The 20002-nt window shown below is 59.6% G+C and carries 20 protein-coding genes; 9 read left to right on the top strand and 11 right to left on the bottom strand.

Annotated elements, in window-relative coordinates; genetic code table 11:
* The first annotated feature begins 303 nt into the window (after positions 1-303).
* A complete protein-coding gene (locus I2I05_RS20495; protein ID WP_196284131.1) occupies positions 304-912 on the top strand; it encodes a hypothetical protein in 609 nt (202 codons plus the stop codon).
* An 82-nt stretch (positions 913-994) separates the two neighbouring features.
* Here I2I05_RS20495 and I2I05_RS20490 read toward each other — a convergent pair whose 3' ends face one another.
* On the bottom strand, positions 995-1501 hold the full coding sequence (locus I2I05_RS20490; protein ID WP_196284130.1) for a hypothetical protein: 507 nt from the start codon (positions 1499-1501) through the stop codon (positions 995-997).
* Between the two features lie 335 nt (positions 1502-1836).
* Between I2I05_RS20490 and I2I05_RS20485 the strand changes: the two genes are divergently transcribed.
* A complete protein-coding gene (locus I2I05_RS20485) occupies positions 1837-2259 on the top strand; it encodes a hypothetical protein (RefSeq protein WP_196284129.1) in 423 nt (140 codons plus the stop codon).
* A gap of 286 nt (positions 2260-2545) precedes the next feature.
* On the opposite strand, the gene I2I05_RS20480 is transcribed toward I2I05_RS20485, so the two are convergent.
* From I2I05_RS20480 to I2I05_RS20465, 4 genes are all read right to left on the bottom strand, one after another.
* On the bottom strand, positions 2546-3040 hold the full coding sequence (locus tag I2I05_RS20480; RefSeq protein WP_196284128.1) for a hypothetical protein: 495 nt from the start codon (positions 3038-3040) through the stop codon (positions 2546-2548).
* Between the two features lie 497 nt (positions 3041-3537).
* On the bottom strand, positions 3538-4098 hold the full coding sequence (locus I2I05_RS20475; protein ID WP_196284127.1) for a hypothetical protein: 561 nt from the start codon (positions 4096-4098) through the stop codon (positions 3538-3540).
* A 75-nt stretch (positions 4099-4173) separates the two neighbouring features.
* Positions 4174-4554 (bottom strand): RelA/SpoT domain-containing protein, encoded by a 381-nt coding sequence (locus I2I05_RS20470; RefSeq protein ID WP_317192386.1) that lies wholly within the window; start codon positions 4552-4554, stop codon positions 4174-4176.
* 340 nt (positions 4555-4894) lie between these two features.
* Positions 4895-5350 (bottom strand): outer membrane beta-barrel protein, encoded by a 456-nt coding sequence (locus I2I05_RS20465; protein WP_317192387.1) that lies wholly within the window; start codon positions 5348-5350, stop codon positions 4895-4897.
* Positions 5351-5585: 235 nt separating this feature from the next.
* Between I2I05_RS20465 and I2I05_RS20460 the strand changes: the two genes are divergently transcribed.
* From I2I05_RS20460 to I2I05_RS20450, 3 genes are all read left to right on the top strand, one after another.
* Positions 5586-7136, top strand: coding sequence for a DUF4394 domain-containing protein (locus tag I2I05_RS20460; protein WP_230688449.1), 1551 nt, complete (start codon positions 5586-5588; stop codon positions 7134-7136).
* A gap of 820 nt (positions 7137-7956) precedes the next feature.
* Positions 7957-9201 (top strand): site-specific integrase, encoded by a 1245-nt coding sequence (locus I2I05_RS20455; protein ID WP_196284124.1) that lies wholly within the window; start codon positions 7957-7959, stop codon positions 9199-9201.
* A gap of 266 nt (positions 9202-9467) precedes the next feature.
* Complete coding sequence (locus I2I05_RS20450; protein ID WP_196284123.1) at positions 9468-9803, top strand: helix-turn-helix domain-containing protein; 336 nt, start codon at positions 9468-9470, stop codon at positions 9801-9803.
* Positions 9804-9888: 85 nt separating this feature from the next.
* Here the strand turns inward: I2I05_RS20450 and I2I05_RS20445 are convergent, their stop codons facing one another.
* The 3 genes from I2I05_RS20445 to I2I05_RS20435 all read right to left on the bottom strand — a co-directional run bounded on the left by I2I05_RS20445 (position 9889) and on the right by I2I05_RS20435 (position 13982).
* A complete protein-coding gene (locus I2I05_RS20445; RefSeq protein WP_196284122.1) occupies positions 9889-12429 on the bottom strand; it encodes a DUF4132 domain-containing protein in 2541 nt (846 codons plus the stop codon).
* Between the two features lie 51 nt (positions 12430-12480).
* Positions 12481-12873, bottom strand: a complete 393-nt coding sequence (locus I2I05_RS20440; RefSeq protein WP_196284121.1) for a hypothetical protein — start codon at positions 12871-12873, stop codon at positions 12481-12483.
* 218 nt (positions 12874-13091) lie between these two features.
* Positions 13092-13982, bottom strand: coding sequence for a LexA family transcriptional regulator (locus I2I05_RS20435; protein WP_196284120.1), 891 nt, complete (start codon positions 13980-13982; stop codon positions 13092-13094).
* Here I2I05_RS20435 and I2I05_RS20430 point away from each other — a divergent pair.
* The gene (locus I2I05_RS20430; protein ID WP_196284119.1) at positions 13981-14304 is read left to right on the top strand and encodes a hypothetical protein; all 324 of its coding nucleotides are present in this window, start codon (positions 13981-13983) and stop codon (positions 14302-14304) included. The genes I2I05_RS20435 and I2I05_RS20430 overlap by 2 nt on opposite strands.
* A gap of 19 nt (positions 14305-14323) precedes the next feature.
* Positions 14324-15325, top strand: coding sequence for an HNH endonuclease (locus I2I05_RS20425; RefSeq protein WP_196284118.1), 1002 nt, complete (start codon positions 14324-14326; stop codon positions 15323-15325).
* A 120-nt stretch (positions 15326-15445) separates the two neighbouring features.
* Here the strand turns inward: I2I05_RS20425 and I2I05_RS20420 are convergent, their stop codons facing one another.
* On the bottom strand, positions 15446-16405 hold the full coding sequence (locus tag I2I05_RS20420) for an HNH endonuclease (protein WP_196284117.1): 960 nt from the start codon (positions 16403-16405) through the stop codon (positions 15446-15448).
* A 375-nt stretch (positions 16406-16780) separates the two neighbouring features.
* Here I2I05_RS20420 and I2I05_RS20415 point away from each other — a divergent pair, with 375 nt between their 5' ends.
* Complete coding sequence (locus I2I05_RS20415) at positions 16781-17905, top strand: sensor histidine kinase (protein WP_196284116.1); 1125 nt, start codon at positions 16781-16783, stop codon at positions 17903-17905.
* Between the two features lie 203 nt (positions 17906-18108).
* Positions 18109-19038 (top strand): DUF389 domain-containing protein, encoded by a 930-nt coding sequence (locus I2I05_RS20410; RefSeq protein ID WP_196284115.1) that lies wholly within the window; start codon positions 18109-18111, stop codon positions 19036-19038.
* A 56-nt stretch (positions 19039-19094) separates the two neighbouring features.
* Here I2I05_RS20410 and I2I05_RS20405 read toward each other — a convergent pair whose 3' ends face one another.
* Together I2I05_RS20405 and I2I05_RS20400 are read right to left on the bottom strand one after the other, a co-directional pair.
* Positions 19095-19517 (bottom strand): hypothetical protein, encoded by a 423-nt coding sequence (locus tag I2I05_RS20405; protein ID WP_196284114.1) that lies wholly within the window; start codon positions 19515-19517, stop codon positions 19095-19097.
* A 41-nt stretch (positions 19518-19558) separates the two neighbouring features.
* Positions 19559-19882, bottom strand: coding sequence for a hypothetical protein (locus I2I05_RS20400; protein ID WP_196284113.1), 324 nt, complete (start codon positions 19880-19882; stop codon positions 19559-19561).
* Positions 19883-20002 lie beyond the last annotated feature (120 nt).

Here is a 20002-nt window from a genome sequence, read left to right as displayed (position 1 = left end):
GAGCGGCGCTCGCGAACGTTCGAAAAACCTGCCATAACAAGGCCCCGAGAACGCGCGTTTTCGGGGCCGTTGGTGGGGTAGCAGAGCTATTCGAGAAGGAGTGGTTTTTCGTACGCTCATCCAATAATGGAGCCCTTTTCGGCGTAATTCGGCAGGGCCGTTTTCGGGGCCGGGAAGACGGTTTTTGCGGGACGTTTTTGACACCCCTTATTGCACGTTCCAAGGGGGGGCTTTGTTGGCGTAGAACTGTGCGGGTTTAAGGTAGATTTGTTCAAACCCGCCAGCCCTTATCCACAAACCATCATGGACGCCTCACCAACAGAATACTCGTTGCCAGTGCTCTGCCTGGAATACATGAAAGTTCTAATCTCCCTGCCGGCGGTTGTCTTATATATTTCAGGATACTTTCTTATCCTTTTTAAGTCCGAAATTCGGGACTTGCTGAATCGAGTGAGCGATGGAGAGGCTTTCGGGGTCAAAGTGGCATTTCGTAAGGATGTTATTGAAACCGCGCAGGGGGTAGCGGCACAGGTTGCCGCCAATGTGGCTTTACAACCCGAAAGAGACGCGGCGAATCAATTGCCGGAGGAGGCCAGATTGGCCAAGTTAGCGGATATTAGAGAGCAAGAAGCGGTCTTGATTCAAAAGAGTAAAGATTCGTTGCAAGCCGAGGCATCGGAACGTTATGAGGTAGAAAACCAACTGTCTAACATCTTAAATGACCCTGATTTTCTATCGACTTTAGGAGAAATGTATTGGTATGCAAAAATGATGGTAGGCGATGAAGATGACGCTATGGTCAATTTAAGAAGGAGCTATCCCAGGAAAAGCGAAGAGGAGCTGCAAAGGGTTTATCATCTTGCAAAAAGCGAGATGATAAAAAGGCAGAAGGCCCAAAGCAAAACCGCTTAACTGGATACAATGAAACATCCCAGGCAAGCGATCGAGAGTAAAGCGTTTAAGAATAGGGTCCAAGGCTAGACGAGCGGAATGATTAGCGTTCGTACACTAAGTAAGCTATTCTTGGGTCTGACTTTTTGTACAAAACCCGTACTTGTTTCAGCTCATCAAGCTCTTTACCCGGCTGGAGTTTTTGGCTTCTTTCGAAGTTTTTGCCATCGACTGTATAGGTGAAAGACACGGGCGGATTCGTCCACGAATCCTCTAAGGAAGTCGCCGGTGTTGGCGCAAAGAGCTTACTGTCAAATACCGGTTCCCAGAACAGCACCTCTGCATTTTTGAGGTCATCGTCCAGGTACTTCAAGGCAAAGGTTTCGCCCTCATAGAGCCTCGCATAGGGCCTTCCTATCACGATTTGCTGGGCAGCTCCGTCAACTGCAAACCCGACAATCATATTATTGCCAGACCCAGACACGGTACAAACAGTGGTCTTCCCCTGCTGAAGCACCTGGTCCGTGGTATGGCTACTCCACCGCGCCATCCCGACACAGAACAGACCGCAGCCCAACACCATAGCCGCCTCTTTGATACTGATAGCCATAGAGCAAAGTGAAAGGGCCTTCAATATAGAACGTTCAGCCAAACGGTGCTCTTTGCAAACAGGCCGCGGAACCCGAAATGGAGCGTGTTTGCCACCGTTTTTGACGGCATGTGACTCCTTTTGCCGTTTCAACCGTCCGACTAGCCGGGCCCTGCCCTCCGTCGCGCGGGCGTATTCGCCCCCCGCACGCGGGAGAATACACCCGGCTTTACGGGAGAATACACCCGGCTCTACGGGAGAATACCCCCGGCTGCCCCGGGAGAATACGCCCCGGGGCCGTAGCTTTACCGGGCCCCGGCGGGCGACTCCGATGGTCGGCGTTGCCCCCTATTCCGGTGCGTTTGCCCATGCCCTACAAGAACGACCCGCGGCGCACGCTCACGCTCAACCTGCTGCCCGACGCGTACGACGCCGTGGCCGCCCAGGCCGCCGCCGCCGGCTACGCCACGCCCGGCCCCTACGCCAAGGCCCGGGTGCTGGGCACGGCCGCGGCCCCGGTCGCGGCGGACCCCGCCGAGGCGGAGGCCGCCGCCGTGCGGGCCCGCCAGCAGGCCGCCCAACTGGCGGCGAGCAACGCGCGGGCCACGAAATGGAAAGCCCGCGCCGAGCAGGCCGAGCGGGCCCTGGCCCAGGCGACGCAGGCGCTGACCGCGGCCCGTCAGGCGCAGGCGCAGGCCGAGCAGGAGCTGGCCCAGGCACCGGATGCCTTTTTCGCGAAATACCGCCCCCATTTGGAGGCCATGTTCGCCAGGCGCTAGCCCCCGGGCCGAGCCCCCCGCGGCCCCGTTCGCAAAACCTCTGCGCCACCGGCCCCGAGAACGCGCGTTTTCGGGGCCGGTGGCGGGGGGAGCGGAGCTATTTCGAGAACGAGTAGGTTTTCGGACAATTCAACTGCCCAAAGGCACCAATTGGTCGCTTTTGCAGGGGCGGCTAGCACCCAGAAGCACCTGTTCTAAAGGGTTTCAGTTGTCCTGTACTGGGCCGGGGCCTGCTCGTTGTCTGATTCCCCAGGCCTGCCGTCGTCTGTGCGGTGACGAGTGGCTGCTACCGGGCCGTAAAATGGGCGATCAGGCGAATCAGCGTCCCGTCGGATTGGGTATACTCGGAAATGGTATACGACAAGGAGGTGGCGGTGAGGGCCTGAATCTGGTGTGGAGCGGGATTGGGTTGGTCGGGATTCAGCACCAGTTGCGTGTCGTTGGCCGCCAATTCCCACGTGCCGGTCAACGTGCGCCCGATGATGTTGCAGTTCAGCGGTCCTTCGTCAACCGAAAAGGTATGGTCCGTCTTGTAGCGGGTAAGGTCGTCCAAGGAGCACGGGTCAAAGCCTGCCTCATAATTGGGGGTCGTCGTCACCACGCCTGCCGGGGTCGCTCGTATTTTCGTAATGCTGCTATAGAACCAATTCGGGGCGGTCAAGAATTTTTCCCGCTCCGTGCGCGTGGGTCCCGCCGGGTCCGTGGTTTTGCTGCAATCGGTGAGCACAAGGGTGCTGCTCGTCAGCAGGACCAGCAACAGCAAGCGTAGGGGAGTCGTCATATAAGAAGATGTAGGATTAGGAATCCTCACAACGGCAATAGCGGGTTAATTATGCGTCGATTGTCTGGTGTCGTTGCAAAAAGGGTATTTCCAAGCGGGACTGCCATTAATTAGTTTGCATTGCACCTTAAAGTGCCGATGCCAACATCGGCAGCGGCGCACACCGATGCCGGCGCGAGCCTATTGGCCATGGTGCGGGCAGTTTTGCGGCAGGTGGCTAGCAACTCTTCCTCGACCACAGTAGCGGTTGAAGCTCGACTCGGTGCGGTGGCCTGCAGCACCTGGGCCCGGGGGACGCCCTGGCTAATCTTGAGGGTGACGAAGGTTTTACTCGTGGGCTTGAAGCGGGTGAGCCCTGCTCAAGCCCTGGCCAGTCTTGTGGCTGGTTTTATGCGTCTGCTCGCCCAGATATTGGTTGTAATACTCAAGGAACGTGGACGGGGCAGCTTCGAATATCGAGTTGTAAAGCAAATAATTTCCTAATTCAAGAACTTAGGCTATTCCTTTTCAGGGTTCTGTTTAGGGGGAAGCGGACCTTTTTTTCTAGGAGGTTGCGTCACTTGGTCAAATTCGACAGCACTTTGGGCCAGCTGATCAACCTGCGCAAGGGGTTTTCCGGCTTGGCCGAGCTTGTCAATATGATTAAGTTGGTCAGCAATAGTTGTCAAACCGACAAGTCCACCGACTCCATGAAGAGTTGGGAACGACATGCCAGCGCGAACTTTATTGCCTAATCGGTCAAATTCCTTGTTTCTTATTACGTTTCCGAAGCCACTAAAGGCTCCGAGGCCAGCTATTGCCGCTGCATTAGAGCCTATCCACTGATTGAGGTTGATTGGGGTTTCTGCTTCAATGAGGGATTTTGCGACGCTTTCAAGAACATCTTTGTCTTTGGTGGTCATATCAGAGTTCTTAATAATGTCCTCCAGTTTTTGAATCTGCTCGTTTTTCTCGCGTTCGAGGCGCTCAAAATCTTGCTGAGAGTTCCGCAAGTGCTTATTTAAATCCTGCACGAAACTGCTCATTTCGTCAGCGCTTCCGGCCAAGCGATTGAGCATTAACAGTAAGTTATTTGTGAGCGGGTTGTCTGAAAAGCTAGGGTAGCGCACCTTATGGTCTACCTCACTCCAACCCTACTCGAAAATAGTGCGCACCTGAATCTCAACATAGCGCTTGGTCTTGGTTGGCGATGTCTCAACGATGTAGTGCACGGAACGGTAGCCGGCTGGGTGCTCTTTTACCTCACAGTTTTGTTTGGTAAACATGCTCAAAACCTCACCAGAGTCTCCCTTGCGATAGTAGGCCGTGGGGGCTTCAAGTAATTCCCACGTATTCGTAATGAATTTATGTATGCGCTGCCAGTCCCCTTTAAACAGATGGAGTATCCGAATGCCGGCCAAATCGGTCAGTTCTTCCTCGTAGTTGTTAACAGTAATGATTCGCTCCTTACTCTCTAGGCGCTTTCGGACTACTTTTTCCAGCAAGTGCCTGGAGTCTTTTATCCGATATCGCACGGAATGGACACCGGATGTCTTGAGCAGTATGCCCGTGATGGCTTGAGCAGCCTGTTCGTAGCTACCTATTTTCCCCTCAAAATCCTGCTGAATGGCTTTGAGTTCTTCTCAATTGGTGCCAGCTTCCTCTATTGCTTGGTCGCTTAGGTAATCAATGAGTGCCATGTGGAAAAGCAGTATAGTGTTGACGGTTTCTTGCCGCGCTTCAGCAGCTGAACGGTGTCCTTCCTGTTGGGCTTTAGAAGCGCCGGACTAGGTATGTACTCTCGACCCAGCCCAGCGGCAGCGGTTGCTCGAAGGGCAAAGCGCGATAGGCGAAGTGAGAAATAGCCATTCCAGCTTAGCTCTTCAGGCCAAACAGGTAGGCCAGCGAGAGCTGGAAGGCGTGATTGCGGTAGGTGGGCGGGGTTCGGGTGGTCAGACCGGGTTTGTCGTTGGCCCCCAGGTTGCGTAGGCCCTGGGAGTAGCTGGCCTGCACCTGGATTCCGCCGGCAAAGCCGAGGCCAAGTCCCCCTTGCACGCCAACGTCCATGCCCCGGGACACATAGGCCTCGCCGGGACGGTTGTTGTAGGTATCCCCGGCCTCCACGTCGCCCTGGTTGGAGGTAGTTGGGCCGCCGCCGCTCGCGTACCGGCCGGTTTGCGAGGAGGTAAACTCGCCGCCCAGCAGCCAGCCCACGTAGGGGCCGGCGAATACCTGCAGGCCTTGGCCCCCGGGCTGCGCGCTGTAGAGCAGGTTGACGGGCACGGCTAGGTAGTTGAAGCGGAAGCTGTACTCCCCTTTGTACGTAAAGATTATCAGGCCCTATCTACTAAAATCTACCACCGATCAACCAGCGTCCCAGCGAAGGCTCCAGATACCGTTTCCGGTAGGCCGGGCCAGTACATCGCGGCCAACCCGGCATTCGCCCACCCCTGCCCGCGGAACAATCAAAAAAATTCAACACTTTCCTGCTTCCCGCAATCCGATCGCCGGCCCAGGTCGTAGCTTTTTCAAGAATCCGGATTTAATCTCACTTAATAGCAGAAAAATGAAAAAGACCCCCTGCTTTGGCTCGCTGGTGGCCAGCGCCGTTCTTTTCTTCTCCCTGGCCGGCTGCGAACAAGCCCTCGACGACGTATCCCACGCCCAGGCGGGCAGCGCTCCGGGCGTGAGCGACGCCAAGCGGCCCGACCTGTCCTTCGCCTTTTACGCCCTGGCGGGCGGCGTGCAGCTGGACGCGTTCAACGGCGCCGACCCCGAGCGGGTGGTGAACTCGGCCCCGATCACCGGCTTGCAAGCCGGCGAAACCATCCTGGCCATCGACTTCCGCCCGGCCACGGGCCAGCTCTACGGCCTGGGCAGCACCAGCCGCCTCTACGTCCTCGACCCGCAGACCGGGGCGGCCCGCGCCATCGGCACCGGACCCTTTGCCCCGGCCCTGACGGGGGCCGTGGCCGGCTTTGACTTCAACCCCACCGTGGACCGCATCCGGGTGGTCACCGCCGAGGGCCAGAACCTGCGCCTGAACCCCGAGACCGGCACCGTGGCGGCCGTCGACGGCCCCGTCAATGGCGCCGTCGGCGCGCGCATCGCCGCCGTGGCCTACACCAACAACGTGGCCGGCGCGGCCACCACCACGCTCTACGACCTGGACGTCGCGGGCCAAAAGCTCTACCGGCAGGACCCGCCCAACAACGGGACGCTGGTGGAAGTCGGCGACCTGAAGCTGAAGGTCACCGGCGACGGCGGCTTTGACATCGCCCCGGGCTCGAACCAGGCGCTGGGCCTGTTCGAAGTCAACCAAAAGGCCACGCTTTTCGCGGTAGACTTGGCCACCGGCGACGCCCGCATCCTGGCCAAGTACGACAAGCGCCTGCTGTACACGGGCCTCGCCATTCCCACCCTCCCCGTGGCCTACGCCGTCAGCCCGGCCAACGCCCTACTAATTTTCAATCCCACCGCGCCCGCCACCGCCGTGGCCAAGCCCATCACGGGCCTGCAGCCCGGCGAGTCAGTCCTCGGCCTGGATTTCCGGCCCGTGAACGGCCAGCTCTTTGCCGTGGGCAGCACCAGCCGCCTGTACACGCTCAATGCGGCCTCGGGCGTCGCCACCCTGGTGGCCGCGCTGAGCGTGCCGCTGGCGGGCACCGCCTTTGGCGTCGACTTCAACCCGAGCGTGGACCGCCTGCGCGTGGTGAGCAACACGGGCCAGAACCTACGCATCAACCCCTTGACCGGCGCGGCCACGGTGGACGGCCCGCTCAACCCGGGGAGCCCGATGGTCACGGGCGCGGCCTACACCAACAACGTGGCCACGGCCACCACCACGCTCCTCTACGGCCTGGACGCGGCCACCGACCAGCTCGTGCTGCAGTCGCCGCCCAATAACGGGACGCTAACCGCCGTCGGCCCCCTGGGCGTTGACGTGGACGCCGCGGCCGGCTTCGACATCGGCGGCACCAGCGGCCGGGCCTATGCCCTGCTGACGTCGGCCGGGCGTACGCAACTCTACCACGTGAACACGCAAACCGGCGCCGCCCAGTCGCTGGGGGCATTCAGTGGCCCGGCCACGGGCTTTACCATCGGGCTGGGCTTTTAAGTCCCCGCCCCCAACCTCCCCCACCCGCCGCATACGAACGCCCCGGCTACCCCGTCGGGGCGTTCGTATGCCCGGCCCGGCCGAGGAAGGCCAGAAAAGAAGCGGATCCGTCTGTGGCCAAGCAGCAGAGGGGATAGGAAAGCTTCTGGCTCGCCACCGGTGCACCGGTGCGGTCTAACGCTTGTCGAACGCACGTTCAACAAACATTATGGGCGATGAGTCAACCTAATCCTGCGAACGCTAGCTCGCTCACAACAAGTGCCGTGTTATTTCGGCGGCGGCTGCATGGGGAGTCACCATCCTTACAATGGAAACGACCTAGCTGGTAACAGATAGCAAAGGAGCGAGGTTCAGCAAACTTTGATATCATGAATGGCAGTGAAACGACATGCAGAAGTAAGTCAACGCCCAACGCTTCTCATGGCGTGGAGGTGTTAAAATGATAGCTCAAAGCAAGTCATCTATGAAGTTAGCGGGTGCCAGCAGCTAGATGGTCTAATGTTGTTTGCCACCCTTTTATTTTCTCGTAACAAAAAAGGCCCCTCACAATATGTAAGGGGCCTTTTTTCTTTTTTAACAAACGGTAGCGGTCTGGACGGGGCCAAAATCATAGTATTTCCACAGCTCCCACCATATTTAAAAAGTGCCCCAATCGCATTAAAAAAGCATTATTTAGCCAAATGAAAGCTAGCGGAAATCAGCCATGGTTATTAAATTTGTCCCCTGAGCTGTCCCCTGAGCTGTCCCCTGAGCTGTCCCCTGAGCTGTCCCCTGAGCTGTCCCCTGAGCTGTCCCCTCGTACTTTCCGCACCCCGCCAAAATGCCCGAAGCCAAGTTCGTTCTCAAAGAGCCCAGCGCTTCCGGCGCCACCCTGATTTACCTCTTCTATAACTTCAACCAGCAGCGGCTGAAGGTGAGCACGAAACTCAGCATTCCCCCGGCACAGTGGCTGCCCGAGAAGCAGCGGGCCGTGGCTGGCAAGAAGTATCCCCACAACGCCGACCTCAACCTACGGCTCAATCAAATTCAGGCCGGGATAAACCAAGCCTTCCTCCGCCTGCAAACCCTCGGTGAGCCCATCACCCCGGAAACCCTGAAGGCCGAGCTCGAAATTGAGCTAGGAGCGGAGCGGCTTTCGGCCAAGCCCATTATGCTGGCTGATTTTGCCGAGCGCCTCACCGAGGAGCTAGCCGGCAGCCGGTCTGCCAGCACCCTGCAGGTGTACCGCTCCAGCATCCAGCACCTGCGCGACTTCGAGAAGTACAGCCGCCGGCGCTACGACTTCACCGCCATCAACCTGGAGTTTTACAACAAGTTCACCGACTACCTGAGCACCAATAAGGCCCATACCCCGAACACCGTCGGCAAAATCATCAAAACGCTCAAGTCGTTTCTCACCGAAGCCGTCGAACGGAAGCTCCACACCAACCTTGACTACAAAAGCAAACGCTTCAAGGTAGAGAAGAAGGAAACCGAAGCCATCTACCTGACCGTCCCCGAGCTCACCACCCTGGCCCACCTCGACCTGCCCGCCGGCTCCTCCCTGGCCAACGTGCGCGACATCTTCGTGTTCGGCGCCTTCACCGGCCTGCGCTTCTCCGACCTGGCCCAGCTCTCCAAGATTGCCGTCAGTGGCAAAGAAGGGCAAAAGGTGCTCAAGGTGCGCACTCAGAAGACCGACAAGGTGGTCGTCATCCCCCTGCACCCGTTGGCCGAGCTGATTCTCGCCCGTAACGAAGGCCACCCGCCCAAAGCCTACAGCAACCCCGCCACCAACCGCCTGCTAAAAGAGCTGGCGCAGAAAGCCGGTTTTGATGCCCCTGTGGAAGTCAGCACCGCCACCGGCAAAGGAGTGAAGCAAAAGTGGGAGCTGGTCACCACCCACACGGCTCGCCGGTCTTTCTGCACCAATGCCTACCTGGCCAACATTCCGCTGCCGGCCATCATGGCGCTGTCGGGCCACTCCAAAACCCAAACCTTCATGTCGTACATCCGCATTACCGCCGAGGAGAACGCCACGCAACTCCTGACGCACGCCTTTTTCCAAAGTGCCCCGGCCCAGTAGCCAAACACCACGGAGATAAATTAGAAAGTGGCCTGTTGCAGAACGGGCCACTTTTTTTATGAAATGCTATTAATTTTTTAGAGCCCACTAATCAATTAATAATTAGCATGGTCCGAGTGAAAAGTAAATTGGCTAAGACCTAATTAATAAGCCATTACTAACCCCGTTTAAGTGTTTACAAACAACTGAAAACAAGCATTTTGTTGATGATATGCGGCGCGCTAAGTTTGGATATAATTATTCAAAACGCCTGAAAATCCACCAAAATGAACGAGCCATATATCTTATTTCCCGTCCCCATCAGCGAATTAAAAACGCTCATCCACGAGACCCTCACCGAGTGCTTGGCCGCGGCGTCCGGCCACAAGTCCGACGATTCTCCGGACGGCTTCATCAGCCGCGAAGAAGCCGCCGACCTGCTGCACATCAGCTACCAAACCCTGGCCAAGCGCACCCAGAGCGGCGAGTTCGTCGCCTACCGCATTGGCTCCCGCGTCCTCTACAAACGCCCCGAGCTCATTGCCGCACTGGCCCCCACCAACCGCTTCACCGTGCCCGGTAACAAGCGCGGCCCGAAACCGAAGCTCCGGGCCGCTGCATAAGCTCCTGTTCGTAAAGAAATGTCTCATCGCGCCGTAAAGTCCCACTTACCTGGAGATGGCCAACAACTGGCGGACTCCCGCATGATTACCGCCTAATCTGCCGCAGAATGGTTTGGTCGGTGATTTTGTCGTCGTCCATCAGCAGCAACGCCTTGCTGAGGATGATGGAGAGCACCGCGTCGCCTTCGAAGGGCAAGAATACAGTGCTGGCGCCCATGGTTTTGGCCGAGCGGTCGGGCACAATGCACAAGTAATGGTCGTTGGGCTCCATCAGGATGTTGCCCGACCCCAGGTGGATTTTGTAGGTGTGGTAGTGGCCTTTTACCCGCAGGAAGTTGCCCTTGATTTCGCTCACCTTGCCGATTTTCAGGCGCGGCACCAGCCGTTCCAGGGCCAGCTTGCGGGACTTAGCTACTTCGCCCAGGTCGCCGAAGCTGTAGCTTTCCCAGTAGTCCCGGAACTGGGCCAGGCCGCCGTTGTCGCGCCACTGCGGGTCGTTGCCCACCGAGGCCACGCCCACGAACAGGTCCACGTCGCGCATTACCTCGCTGAAGGCCAGCGCTGGCACCTCGGGCAGCGGCACCGGCACGTCGTTGCGCGTGAAGCGCACCTGGTCGGTGCTCACGTAGTTGTAGATGCCCGTGTCGTTCCATTCGCCATCGGCGTACACCTCGCTCACCCAGTACTCGGCCGTGAGGCCATGGGCGGGCAGGGGCAGGGTGGCAATTTCCGAGTCGTAGCCCTTGTCGTACGCCCCGAGTAGGCGGTAGCGCCACCCTCGCAGCTTGGCCAGGGAATTAAACTGGTGCTGCTTGAGAATGTGCGCCGCCATGCGGTTGGAGTAGGTACTGGTGCGCTCCTCCGGGGGCGTGAGCAGGTACACTTCCCGAAACGCCTGCTTCAGCGGCTGCCGCAGCTGCTGGCGCTCCAGCAGCTCGCGCCAGGCCAGTACCTCCGGGGCCGGCGCCAGCAGCGGGTGCCAGCACTGCACGGTTTCGGCGGTGGTGGCCGGGTCGGGCAGGGGCTGGCCGCGCACGTTGCGCCAAGCTTCGTCCACCCACAGCGCGTCCTGGTGGGTGCCGTCCGGGTAGTGCAGGCGCCAGATGAGCCGCCGGGCCAGCTCGCTCGTCAGCCCGTGGTGGAAATAGTATTGCGCAAACCAAGCCCACGGCATGCGCCGCTCCTCCACAAAGCCGCGGTCCAGCCGGTCGCGCTGGGTGCTGTAGGTCTGCTGGGCCTGGGTCTGGGCCGCTTTCAACTCCTTGAGCTCGTCGGCGTGGGTGGCTTTGAGCGCCGCCGGGGCGCTTTTGAGGGGCTTGCCGGCTTTCTGCCACTGCACCTCGGCCTTGCCGTCGGCCAGGCTGAGCGTCGCGGTGTAGTCGCCGTAAGCCTCTTCCAACCGGCCGTTCTCCAGCCCGAAATCCGGCACGGCCATGTCCTCGATTTCGGCCGGGCTCACCCCCAGCTTCGCCGACTCCTGCGCGATGTAGCGGGCAATGGTTTCCTGGGTGTTGGTTTGCCGAATTTTGCTGCGCACCCGGGCCAGGGCCGCCACGCCCGGCAGGCCGTTTTGCGAAAGCGCCAGCAGGCAGGCGTTGCCCAGGCCAGCCGCCAGTGGACCCTTGCCCGGAATCTTGCGAAAGCACTTGGCGGCCAGAGCGGTCAGCAGCTCCAACAGTGCCCGGTCGGCCACCGTTTGCAGGGTCCAAACCAGCCCCTTGGCCACGATGGCGTTGGACTCCATCAAAAACTCCCAGGTGGAGTAGTTGTACACGGTGCCGTCGCCGTACGCGTGCACCTGCGGCTGCTCCACCACCGGGATATCGGCCAGCAATTGCAGCCAGGCGCGGCCCTGCTGGCGCACGGCGTTGGGACCGATGACTTTGGTGGCGGCGTCCAGCTCTTTGCGCAGCTTGGCCGTGGGCTGGCCGGTCGATGCCTTCTGCCACAGCTGAAGCAGCGCGGCCCACGCGGGCGCAGCCGACGGGTCAAGGCCGGCCAGAAACTGATTGAGCTGCTTTCCGAACGCGTCGCCCTCGACGAACGCCACGGTGGGAGCTTGTGTTTCGCCGGCCAGGTTCAGGATTTCCTGGGTTTTGAGTCGGATTTTGATTAAATCGCCCTGGCCGGTGGCACTGTAGCGCAGCAACTGGCCCAAGTACTCCCGCAGGGGTTGGCCAAGCCGGCCCTGCTTTTTCGCCAACCGACCCACCTGGGCCAGGGTGAGGGCGACCGGAAAATACGGCCAGAGATACGGCGACGGGACGGCCGCCGAAAACGTTAAGTTATAGAGCTGGAACAGCCGCAGGTAATCGTCCTCGGTCAGCCCCAGCGTTCCGCGTAGCAACGCCCCCAGCAATTCCCCCAGGGCGTAGCCGGAACGGTAGTCGGCCGGCGTACAGCGGTTCATGGCCGTGGCCAAAGCCAGCGCCACCTGGCCCTGGTAGGCGGCGTCCTGCGCCCGCACGGCCTGATAAGCGGGCAGTTCGGTGAGCTTGGTGCTGTAGCTTTTATCCAGCGCCTGGGTCACCAGCTCCGTTACCACCCCCTGCAACTCGTCGAACTCGGGGTTTTTAGCATTGGTAACGGGCAGGTCTAGCGCTTCTTTCTTGGTGGTAGCAGCCATAGTGGCGGGGCGGTTAAACAGGTCCAGGAAACGGTCGAGCAGTCCCATGCCTCAGCCGCCCACCAGCGGGGTAAGTTTCAAAAAGCTGGCCGTCGCGCCGTCGCCCAGCCAGACTTCCTCATCCAGGCTTTCCACCTGCCGCTCATTCACCAGCACGAAAAAGCCGTTCTGCTGAAACGCCTCCAGGGCGCGGTACACCTGCTGCTCGGCGTCGATGCGCTTCTGGGGGCGCAGGCGGTAGCCGTTGAGTTCCCGCTCCGACTCGGTCGGCTGAATCAGACCCTGGAACATGCCGCCCTGGCGTTCATTATAGGTCGCTACTTCGTCCTGCACACGGCGCGCAATCAACTCGCGCACGGTGAGCATTTCCTGGCTGATTTCCAGTTCCAGCCGGTTCAGGATGCTACCGCTGGAGGTTTCGTCGAGTATGGTGAGCAGGGCCATAAGCAGTGTTGAAATCGTTATTAAGCAAGAAAGGTAATATTGCCCGCACGGCGCTACAAGTCCCCTGAAATAGCAGTGTCGACTCGCGGCACTGGCACCAGCTTTCCGTGAGCACAGCGACCTATATAATCCTACGAGCCTATTTCTGGGAGTAAGCAGGGTAGAAGCATGCCTTCGTCATTATCTACAGCTTTGCTCCCCAAACAGAAAACAAGTACCTACGACACCTCCAGTATCGGCCCGCGCAGCTCCACCGAGCCCCGCGCACTGTTATTCAGGAAGCGCATCACCTCCTGGTAGTTGTGGCCCATCTCCTCAATGGCCTCCCGCAGCCGCACCAGGGCACTATCCGGCCGGCCTGGGGCATTAGTTGACACGAAGCCCCGCACCATCCACAGCTCCAGCAAGTCCGCCACCGGCATGGTGTGCACCCGGTACTGCCCGCTGTTATCCGAGTGCAGCTCTATGGTGCCTCGCCGGTCGGTAATCGGCGCCACCAGCCGCTTCAGCAGCACATTCTCGGCCGTCACCAGCACGTAGCTTTCATCCGGCCGCAGCTGGTCCCAGCGGTCCACGAAGGTGCACACCACGATGTCGTGGTGCTTGTACGTCGGATACATGCTGTCCCCAGCCACCTCAAAGGCCCGGCAGGTGCCCGAGAACCCCGGCAGGTGGTACGGCGTCAGGTCGCCCACAAACTGCTCCTGGTTGAACGAGTGCGTGTAGCCCGCCTGCGCCTGCACGGGCACAAACACCGTGTTTTCCTTGCCCGTCCGGTCCACCGTCACGGTCAGCACCTGCCCGCTGCTAATCCCCCGCGAGGGCATCGTGGGCCCTGGCGTCATCACGTTGCCCGATAGGAGCGGAGCCTCCACGCCCGGCCGCAGCATTGGCCCGCGGCCCATCAGCAGCCAGTCGCCGGAAACCTCCGGGAACGTCCCCAATAATTCCACCAGCGAATCATACCCCGGCTTGAAGTCACCTGCCAAGAACTTATAAACTTTCGAGGCATTCGTATGCCCGAGCTTCTGGCTGGCCTGGTTTGCATTGAGTTGATAGTGAGCAAGAATCTGCTTGATTCTATCACTTACGCCAGTAGGATTCTCCATGCTATTCGTAATTTATTGTCGCCTTTCGGATGTTTTATTCGTTAGTTTGCACGAAGATAATCACTTCTTACAAACAAATGTAACTTTCTGTGGCGGCGACAAGAAGGAGTTCTCCAAATGGGAGCGCAAGCTGTCTGACCAGGTGAAAATTCAGCAGCGCCAAAAAATAGCATCTCAGCTGCGGTTGGTGCTTGATGAGGATGCCTTTGACCGCCTGTATGGTTTCGAATCGCACCCAATTCCTGCTACCCCAGGCCGTCGCCTAGCCGTTCGCATCATTAGCCAGTTCGGCGAAGAATGCACACGAGTTTTAAGTATCTGACGCTACTAATTTAACGGACATGCAGTGCTATTTATGCGATTCTGAGATTACGGAACTGAACAAGACTAACGAGCATATTATCCCTCGTGGCCTTGGCAATAACATCGAAAGCGCAACGGTTCTGTGTAACCCTTGCAACAACGAGTTGGGCAGCGAGATAGACGCTGCTTTAATCTCACAACTTGGTATTCTATATCAGTTAGTAGCACTCGCTCGACCAGGTACCAGAAACGATGCTGTTACTAATGGGCTATTGGACGACGGGACCCCCGTCAGGTTCGAGGGCCTGTTAAAACCCGAAATTCCAGTTGAAATTCATTTGCCTGGTATAGCTCCTGTAAAGTTCACCGCCCAGCGCGACGAAATAGAATCTAAAGCCCGTAAAAAATTAGTTCAACTCAAAAGGCGCTTCCTCGACCTCGACATTGATAAAGCCATTGCAGGCTTAGAAATTAAGGAATACCCTGAGCGCCTTATTTACTTTTCCAATAGCTCTGACCCTAAGCAGAGCATGGTTGGGAGCCCTGCTTTCTTCAGAGGTATTAAGAAAATTGCAGTTAATTTTTATTTGCACACGGGCGGTGACCCCATGTACATCCGTGACGTCATCCATCAGGTAAGAACCGGAGAACCGGCTCCTCAAGTAATTTCTAAATTCTATTACCCAGCCATTCGTCCTGTCTATGTTCCTTCAGAGGGTGAAGTGTCTCACCTAATTAAGTTGGTGGGTGACCTCGAAATGGGAGTTCTATATTGCTACGTCGAACTGTTCAACACTAATTCGGCCATCATCCTGCTCAACGATAATTACGACGGGCCTGCAATTAACCAGCAGTACCACTACGACCTAATCAACCGCCAACACCTTACCGTTCCTATCACATTGCCGTTTAAAAACCGAAGCCATGTAACGGACCACTTTATTGTGGACCGGAATACAAACATGGAAGGAAACGCCACTTATCAGCGCACTCGTCGAAAGTTGGAAGAATTGATTAGAGCAAAAGGTCTTTTCATATAAAGCAAAGGGGCGACCAAGTGGTCCGCCCCTTTGCTTTTAAACTGGCTAATATGCTTCACCACACTTTATAAGCTGATTACTTACATCAGCTTTGCATAAAACAGGCTTCAGCTCCACTTCCTAGTAGCTGCGCTGCGCCGCCAAGTTCTCCACCTTCGGCCACCACGTCCGCACCTTTGGCAACCGCAGCTGCGCCCCATTGAAGCGCTGCACCCCGTAGTCGTGCCCGCCTAGCTCGCCAAACCCATCCGCTACGCGCACCCGGTAGTCCTCATCCACCCAGAACAGATGCCGGTCAAACGCCCGGTGCAGGTTCGGGCACAGCGACAACCCATTCCCAATCGTGTCGTCGTGGCTCACCGACCAGGGCACAATGTGGCAGGCATCCAGCAGCGGCGCCGTCCCCGTGGTGCTCAGCAGCTGCAGCCCCGACACCGCACAAGTCGACTCATACGCCCGCAGCACCTCCCGCCCAAACACCGCACTCCGCACCAACACTTCCGTTTCATCGGCCACGTCCACCACGCGGTTGTACACGGCCGCTGGCTCCTCCAGCATCTGCCGGCCCAGCGCCTCCAGCTTTTCCTGCCCGGCCTGTGGCCGGAAGTAGTGCCGCGTCAGCGGGAAGTAACGCGCCAGCAGCGCCTGCCGCAGCTCCTCCCGAGCCACCGGCTGCAGCAGCAGCTCCCACAGCGGCGCATCCAGCGAGGCATAGGCAATAACGTCGCGCAAGTGCCCAAAGCTGCGCACCGACTTCGACGCCGTCAGCACCAGCTCACACCCCGGCCGCGCCTGCAGGTGCCAGAACCCGCTGCTCTGCAAATGGAAGAAGGGCAGTTGAAACGGCCGGGCCCCATACTCCGGCCCCGGGCTCAACAGCTGGCAATACGCCTTAAACGCCACAATCAGCTCCGGCGTAATCGCAATGCGGTTATCCCGGATAACCTGCTCTTCCACGCCCTCCATCACCGCCAACAGCAGCGCCGGCTTGTACGGCGACTCCAGCTTCCGCCCCGCTATGGTTTGGGCATTGACGTTTAGCCTGGTAAGACGGGCCCGATACTCAGATAGGTAGTTCAACGTCGCGGACGCAGGGATGTGGATGCCCCACAAACATACCCGCCAGGCCGGCATTGCTCCCGGCTCAGCCAGCCCCAACACTCCCCATGCCAGCCCCGCGACCGCAACATTTACAATTAATTAGCTCAGTTGGCCCTCAAGCACCGCCTGCTGCCGCTCATCGCCGTATAGGGGGCAGCTTACAAGCTGGCAGACTTCCCGCCCAGCCCGCAAAGCATCATTTCTCCTTCGCGCGCCTACAGGGGCTAGCCATCCAGGCCAAGCCCCCCCAGCACCTGCCGGCGTTGCTCCCCCCCAATCTTCCCAAGTGTCCTCCTCCGGCTACCATTGCCGAAGACGCTCCTTCGCTTGAAGGCCCGCATATTCCCTGTTGTAATGTTTGATTTTGCCACTTTTTTTCTGGAGCAGGTTGAGGCCAGCCCCAAGGTCCAGTTTGTCTACAACTTGACCACCAACCACGTCGCCTTCGTCAATCCGGCCTACGAGCAGGTCCTCGGCGGCCACGCGGCCGAGGTCAACGCGGAGCTGGCAGGCCTGCTCGCCCGCCTGCACCCCGACGACCTAGCCTACCTGGCCGAGTACTGGCGCGCGTGGGGCAGCGGCCAGCCCACCGACGAGGTCGACATCCGCTTGCAGACGCCCGGCCAGCCCGACCAGTGGTTTACCCTGCATCCCAACTACCAGAAAGCCGCCAGCGGCAACGTCTGGCTCAGCGGCACGCTGCACGACGTCACCGTCACCAAGGAATACCAGCAAAACGCCGACCTCTTCAACTCGCGCAAAAACGCGACGCTGGACATGCTCTCGCACGACTTGAGCGGGGCCTTCATCCTGGTGGAGCAAATCTCGCAGTACCTGCACGAAGAAATCAAGCCAGCGCCCAGCGGCAAGATGCTGGAAATGCTCGACGTGCTGGCCAGCACCAGCCAGGACAGCGTGAAGATGATTCGGGACCTAATTAACCTGGAGTTTCTGACCTCGGCCAACTCGGCCCTCAAACGGGACCGGGTGAACCTCAATGAGGTGCTGCGCGAGCCCCTCGAGCAGTTTGAAAACGGCCAGCGCCTGACGCGCCATCATTTCACCTATACCTTGCCGGCCCGCCCGGTGTACGTGAACCTGGACGTCAACAAGTTCGCCCAGGTGCTCATCAACCTGGTCAACAACGCCCTCAAGTTCACGCCCGACGAGGGCACCATCTCGGTACGGGTCGAACCCGGGCCGGGCACCGTGCGCATCCAGGTACAAGACAACGGCATTGGTATTCCCCTGGACCTGCAGCCGCGGGTGTTCGACCGGTTCACCCCCGCCCGGCGGGAAGGGTTACGCGGCGAGCACACCACCGGGCTCGGGCTGGCGACGTGCAAGGCCGTCGTGGAGCTACACCACGGCACCCTAACCGTGGAAAGTACCGAGGGGCAGGGGAGCACCTTTACGGTCGAGCTGCCCCTGTCAACAGTAAGTAAGCGGCCTGACGAGAGAAAAATGGCGGTGCGTTAGCGTCCCGGCGTGTACCGCTGCTTGTGCGCCAGATAAACCCGAGCAGTTAGTTTTCTTGCTGGTCGCCCGAGGATAAGTTCGCCAAGGCCCAGTCCCTGCGCCAGCACTAGGGCCTCCGGTCCAGTGGCAACGCCAACGCAAGCCCCCCCGGCTCGTAAACCAGGATAGCGGCGCCGGATGGAGCGCGCCCTCTGCCCGACCCGATGCATAGAACCCTGGAACTAACGGTGCCCCCAGCGGCCACCGACGCCCTGAGCGAACAACTCAAAACCCTCGAAGACGTCATCGGCCTATCCGTGTCGCGCGGCGCCTCCCTCAAGCCGGCCGGCGACGTGCTCACCGTGCACGTGCTCAACCGCGGCGCCGACGAGGTGCTGCGCCGCGCCCTGGCCGCCGTCGGCGACCCGCAACAGCTCAGCGTAGTCACCAGCGAGCTGAACAGCATCATTGCCCCCGCGTCCCACCACGTCGTGGACAACGACCGCGACGAGGCCATCTGGGAAGAAATGGAAAGCGGCCTGCGCCACCAAGGGCGTATCACCACCAATTACCTCCTGCTGATGGGGCTGGGCGGCATCGTGGCCGCTATCGGCCTGGTTTCCGAGCCCGTGCCCCAGGCCGTGGCCTTCGTGGCCTCGGCCATCATCGCCCCCGGCTTCGACCCCATGACCAAGGTGCCGCTGGGTTTGGCGCTGCGGCACTGGCGGCTGGCGTGGGAAGGAGTGAAGTCGGCCTTGGCCGGCTACGCCGTGCTCGTGGCCCTGGCGGCCCTCACCATGTGGGCGCTGGTCGCCGCCGGCGAGAGCAGCGCCAGTGCCTTGGCGTCGAACGGCGAAGTGCAGCACCTGGCCCACCCCAAGCTGATGGAGCTGCTGCTGGCCGCCGCCGGGGCCCTGGCCGGCGTGGTCACCCTGGCCGCGTTCCGGCGCAGCTTCCAGGCCGGCCCGCTCATCGCCATGGCCTTCATCCCCGCGGCCGCCCTCATCGGCGCCGGGCTGGCCGTCGGCCGCTCCGACCTGGCCCTGGAGGGACTCGAGCGCTTCGGTGCCGACTGGGGCTTCATCCTGGCCCTGGGCATGCCCTTCCTGTGGCTCAAGCAGCGCTTCATCCACCGTCGCACGCCCTTGGTCTAGCCCCGGTCCATCCTTTCCTGCGCCCTTGCTGACGGCTGCCGCTTGGCTGCTCCCTGCTACAATGGCCGCAGCCACTGCATGGCTTGCCCCTCGTCCTCAAACAACCCGATGTCGAACGGCCGGGCCGGGTCCAGGGCGAAAGCTACTTCCTTTTTGTGGCCGGGGTCGCTCACGTACGCCGCCGTCAGTGCCGGGGAGCTCAGCACCGCCATGCGTAGGCGTTGGGGCGCAAGCTCCGCCACCGCTCCCGGGTAAAACGAGGTGTTCACCCACGCGCTCAGCTCCGGCGCCGCTACCTGCCGGCGGCGCACGTCCAGCAGCCAGTCGCACATGCCGTGCAGCTTCGCCGCGGCCAGCATCTGCGCATAGTCGGCTTGCACCACCTCCATCTCTGCCATGGAATGCCAGCGCACCACCATCACATTCAGGTCGGTTCGGAAAGTCAGTGTACGCGAAGCCAGTTCAATAGGAGGAATCATTGCTCAAAGGTAAGCTCGACTTACTGCCCCTCCGTCCAACCTCACGCCCGCTTCCGCTGCTGCTTCCCCTTCAGCTGCTCATAGCACCAGAACGCCGCTTCGAACGCCTCGGCCGACAGCGTCACGAACGTGTACCGCACCCGGTCCCGCAAAATGTAGTCCTTCACCGAGTCGCGCTGTCCCTGTGCCCGCAGCTCGGCCGCCTCGCCCGGCGCCAGGGCCTTGGCCACGTGCAGTTGGTAAGCCCCGTCGGGCGTCACCGCCATGCTAATTCGCCGGTTATGCAGGCGCCGCGTCACGCCGCGCTTCACCCAAACTTTTGTTTGAGGGCCCATCAAATGAGCCGGGAAAATGCGGGCAGCCATAAAGTAACGTCGGTAAAAGGGTAGGAGCCAGGCCCTGTGGAGGTTGGCTGGTCGAAAAATCACAGGCCTTACAGACTGGCGTTTACCGAGAGAGAGGAGCCAGATTGTTAGTCAATTCTT

This window comes from Hymenobacter jeongseonensis (genome assembly GCF_015694725.1).
Classification (GTDB): domain Bacteria; phylum Bacteroidota; class Bacteroidia; order Cytophagales; family Hymenobacteraceae; genus Hymenobacter; species Hymenobacter jeongseonensis.
This window is presented reverse-complemented; position numbering and strand designations above follow the sequence as displayed.

Coding starts and splice junctions, on each gene's coding strand:
- I2I05_RS20495 (WP_196284131.1), top strand. CDS start 304: ATGGACGCCTCACCAACAGAATACTCGTTGCCAGTGCTCTGCCTGGAA.
- I2I05_RS20490 (WP_196284130.1), bottom strand. CDS start 1,501: ATGGCTATCAGTATCAAAGAGGCGGCTATGGTGTTGGGCTGCGGTCTG.
- I2I05_RS20480 (WP_196284128.1), bottom strand. CDS start 3,040: ATGACGACTCCCCTACGCTTGCTGTTGCTGGTCCTGCTGACGAGCAGC.
- I2I05_RS20475 (WP_196284127.1), bottom strand. CDS start 4,098: ATGCTCAATCGCTTGGCCGGAAGCGCTGACGAAATGAGCAGTTTCGTG.
- I2I05_RS20460 (WP_230688449.1), top strand. CDS start 5,586: ATGAAAAAGACCCCCTGCTTTGGCTCGCTGGTGGCCAGCGCCGTTCTT.
- I2I05_RS20455 (WP_196284124.1), top strand. CDS start 7,957: ATGCCCGAAGCCAAGTTCGTTCTCAAAGAGCCCAGCGCTTCCGGCGCC.
- I2I05_RS20450 (WP_196284123.1), top strand. CDS start 9,468: ATGAACGAGCCATATATCTTATTTCCCGTCCCCATCAGCGAATTAAAA.
- I2I05_RS20445 (WP_196284122.1), bottom strand. CDS start 12,429: ATGGCTGCTACCACCAAGAAAGAAGCGCTAGACCTGCCCGTTACCAAT.
- I2I05_RS20440 (WP_196284121.1), bottom strand. CDS start 12,873: ATGGCCCTGCTCACCATACTCGACGAAACCTCCAGCGGTAGCATCCTG.
- I2I05_RS20430 (WP_196284119.1), top strand. CDS start 13,981: ATGCTATTCGTAATTTATTGTCGCCTTTCGGATGTTTTATTCGTTAGT.
- I2I05_RS20435 (WP_196284120.1), bottom strand. CDS start 13,982: ATGGAGAATCCTACTGGCGTAAGTGATAGAATCAAGCAGATTCTTGCT.
- I2I05_RS20425 (WP_196284118.1), top strand. CDS start 14,324: ATGCAGTGCTATTTATGCGATTCTGAGATTACGGAACTGAACAAGACT.
- I2I05_RS20415 (WP_196284116.1), top strand. CDS start 16,781: ATGTTTGATTTTGCCACTTTTTTTCTGGAGCAGGTTGAGGCCAGCCCC.
- I2I05_RS20410 (WP_196284115.1), top strand. CDS start 18,109: ATGCATAGAACCCTGGAACTAACGGTGCCCCCAGCGGCCACCGACGCC.
- I2I05_RS20405 (WP_196284114.1), bottom strand. CDS start 19,517: ATGATTCCTCCTATTGAACTGGCTTCGCGTACACTGACTTTCCGAACC.
- I2I05_RS20400 (WP_196284113.1), bottom strand. CDS start 19,882: ATGGCTGCCCGCATTTTCCCGGCTCATTTGATGGGCCCTCAAACAAAA.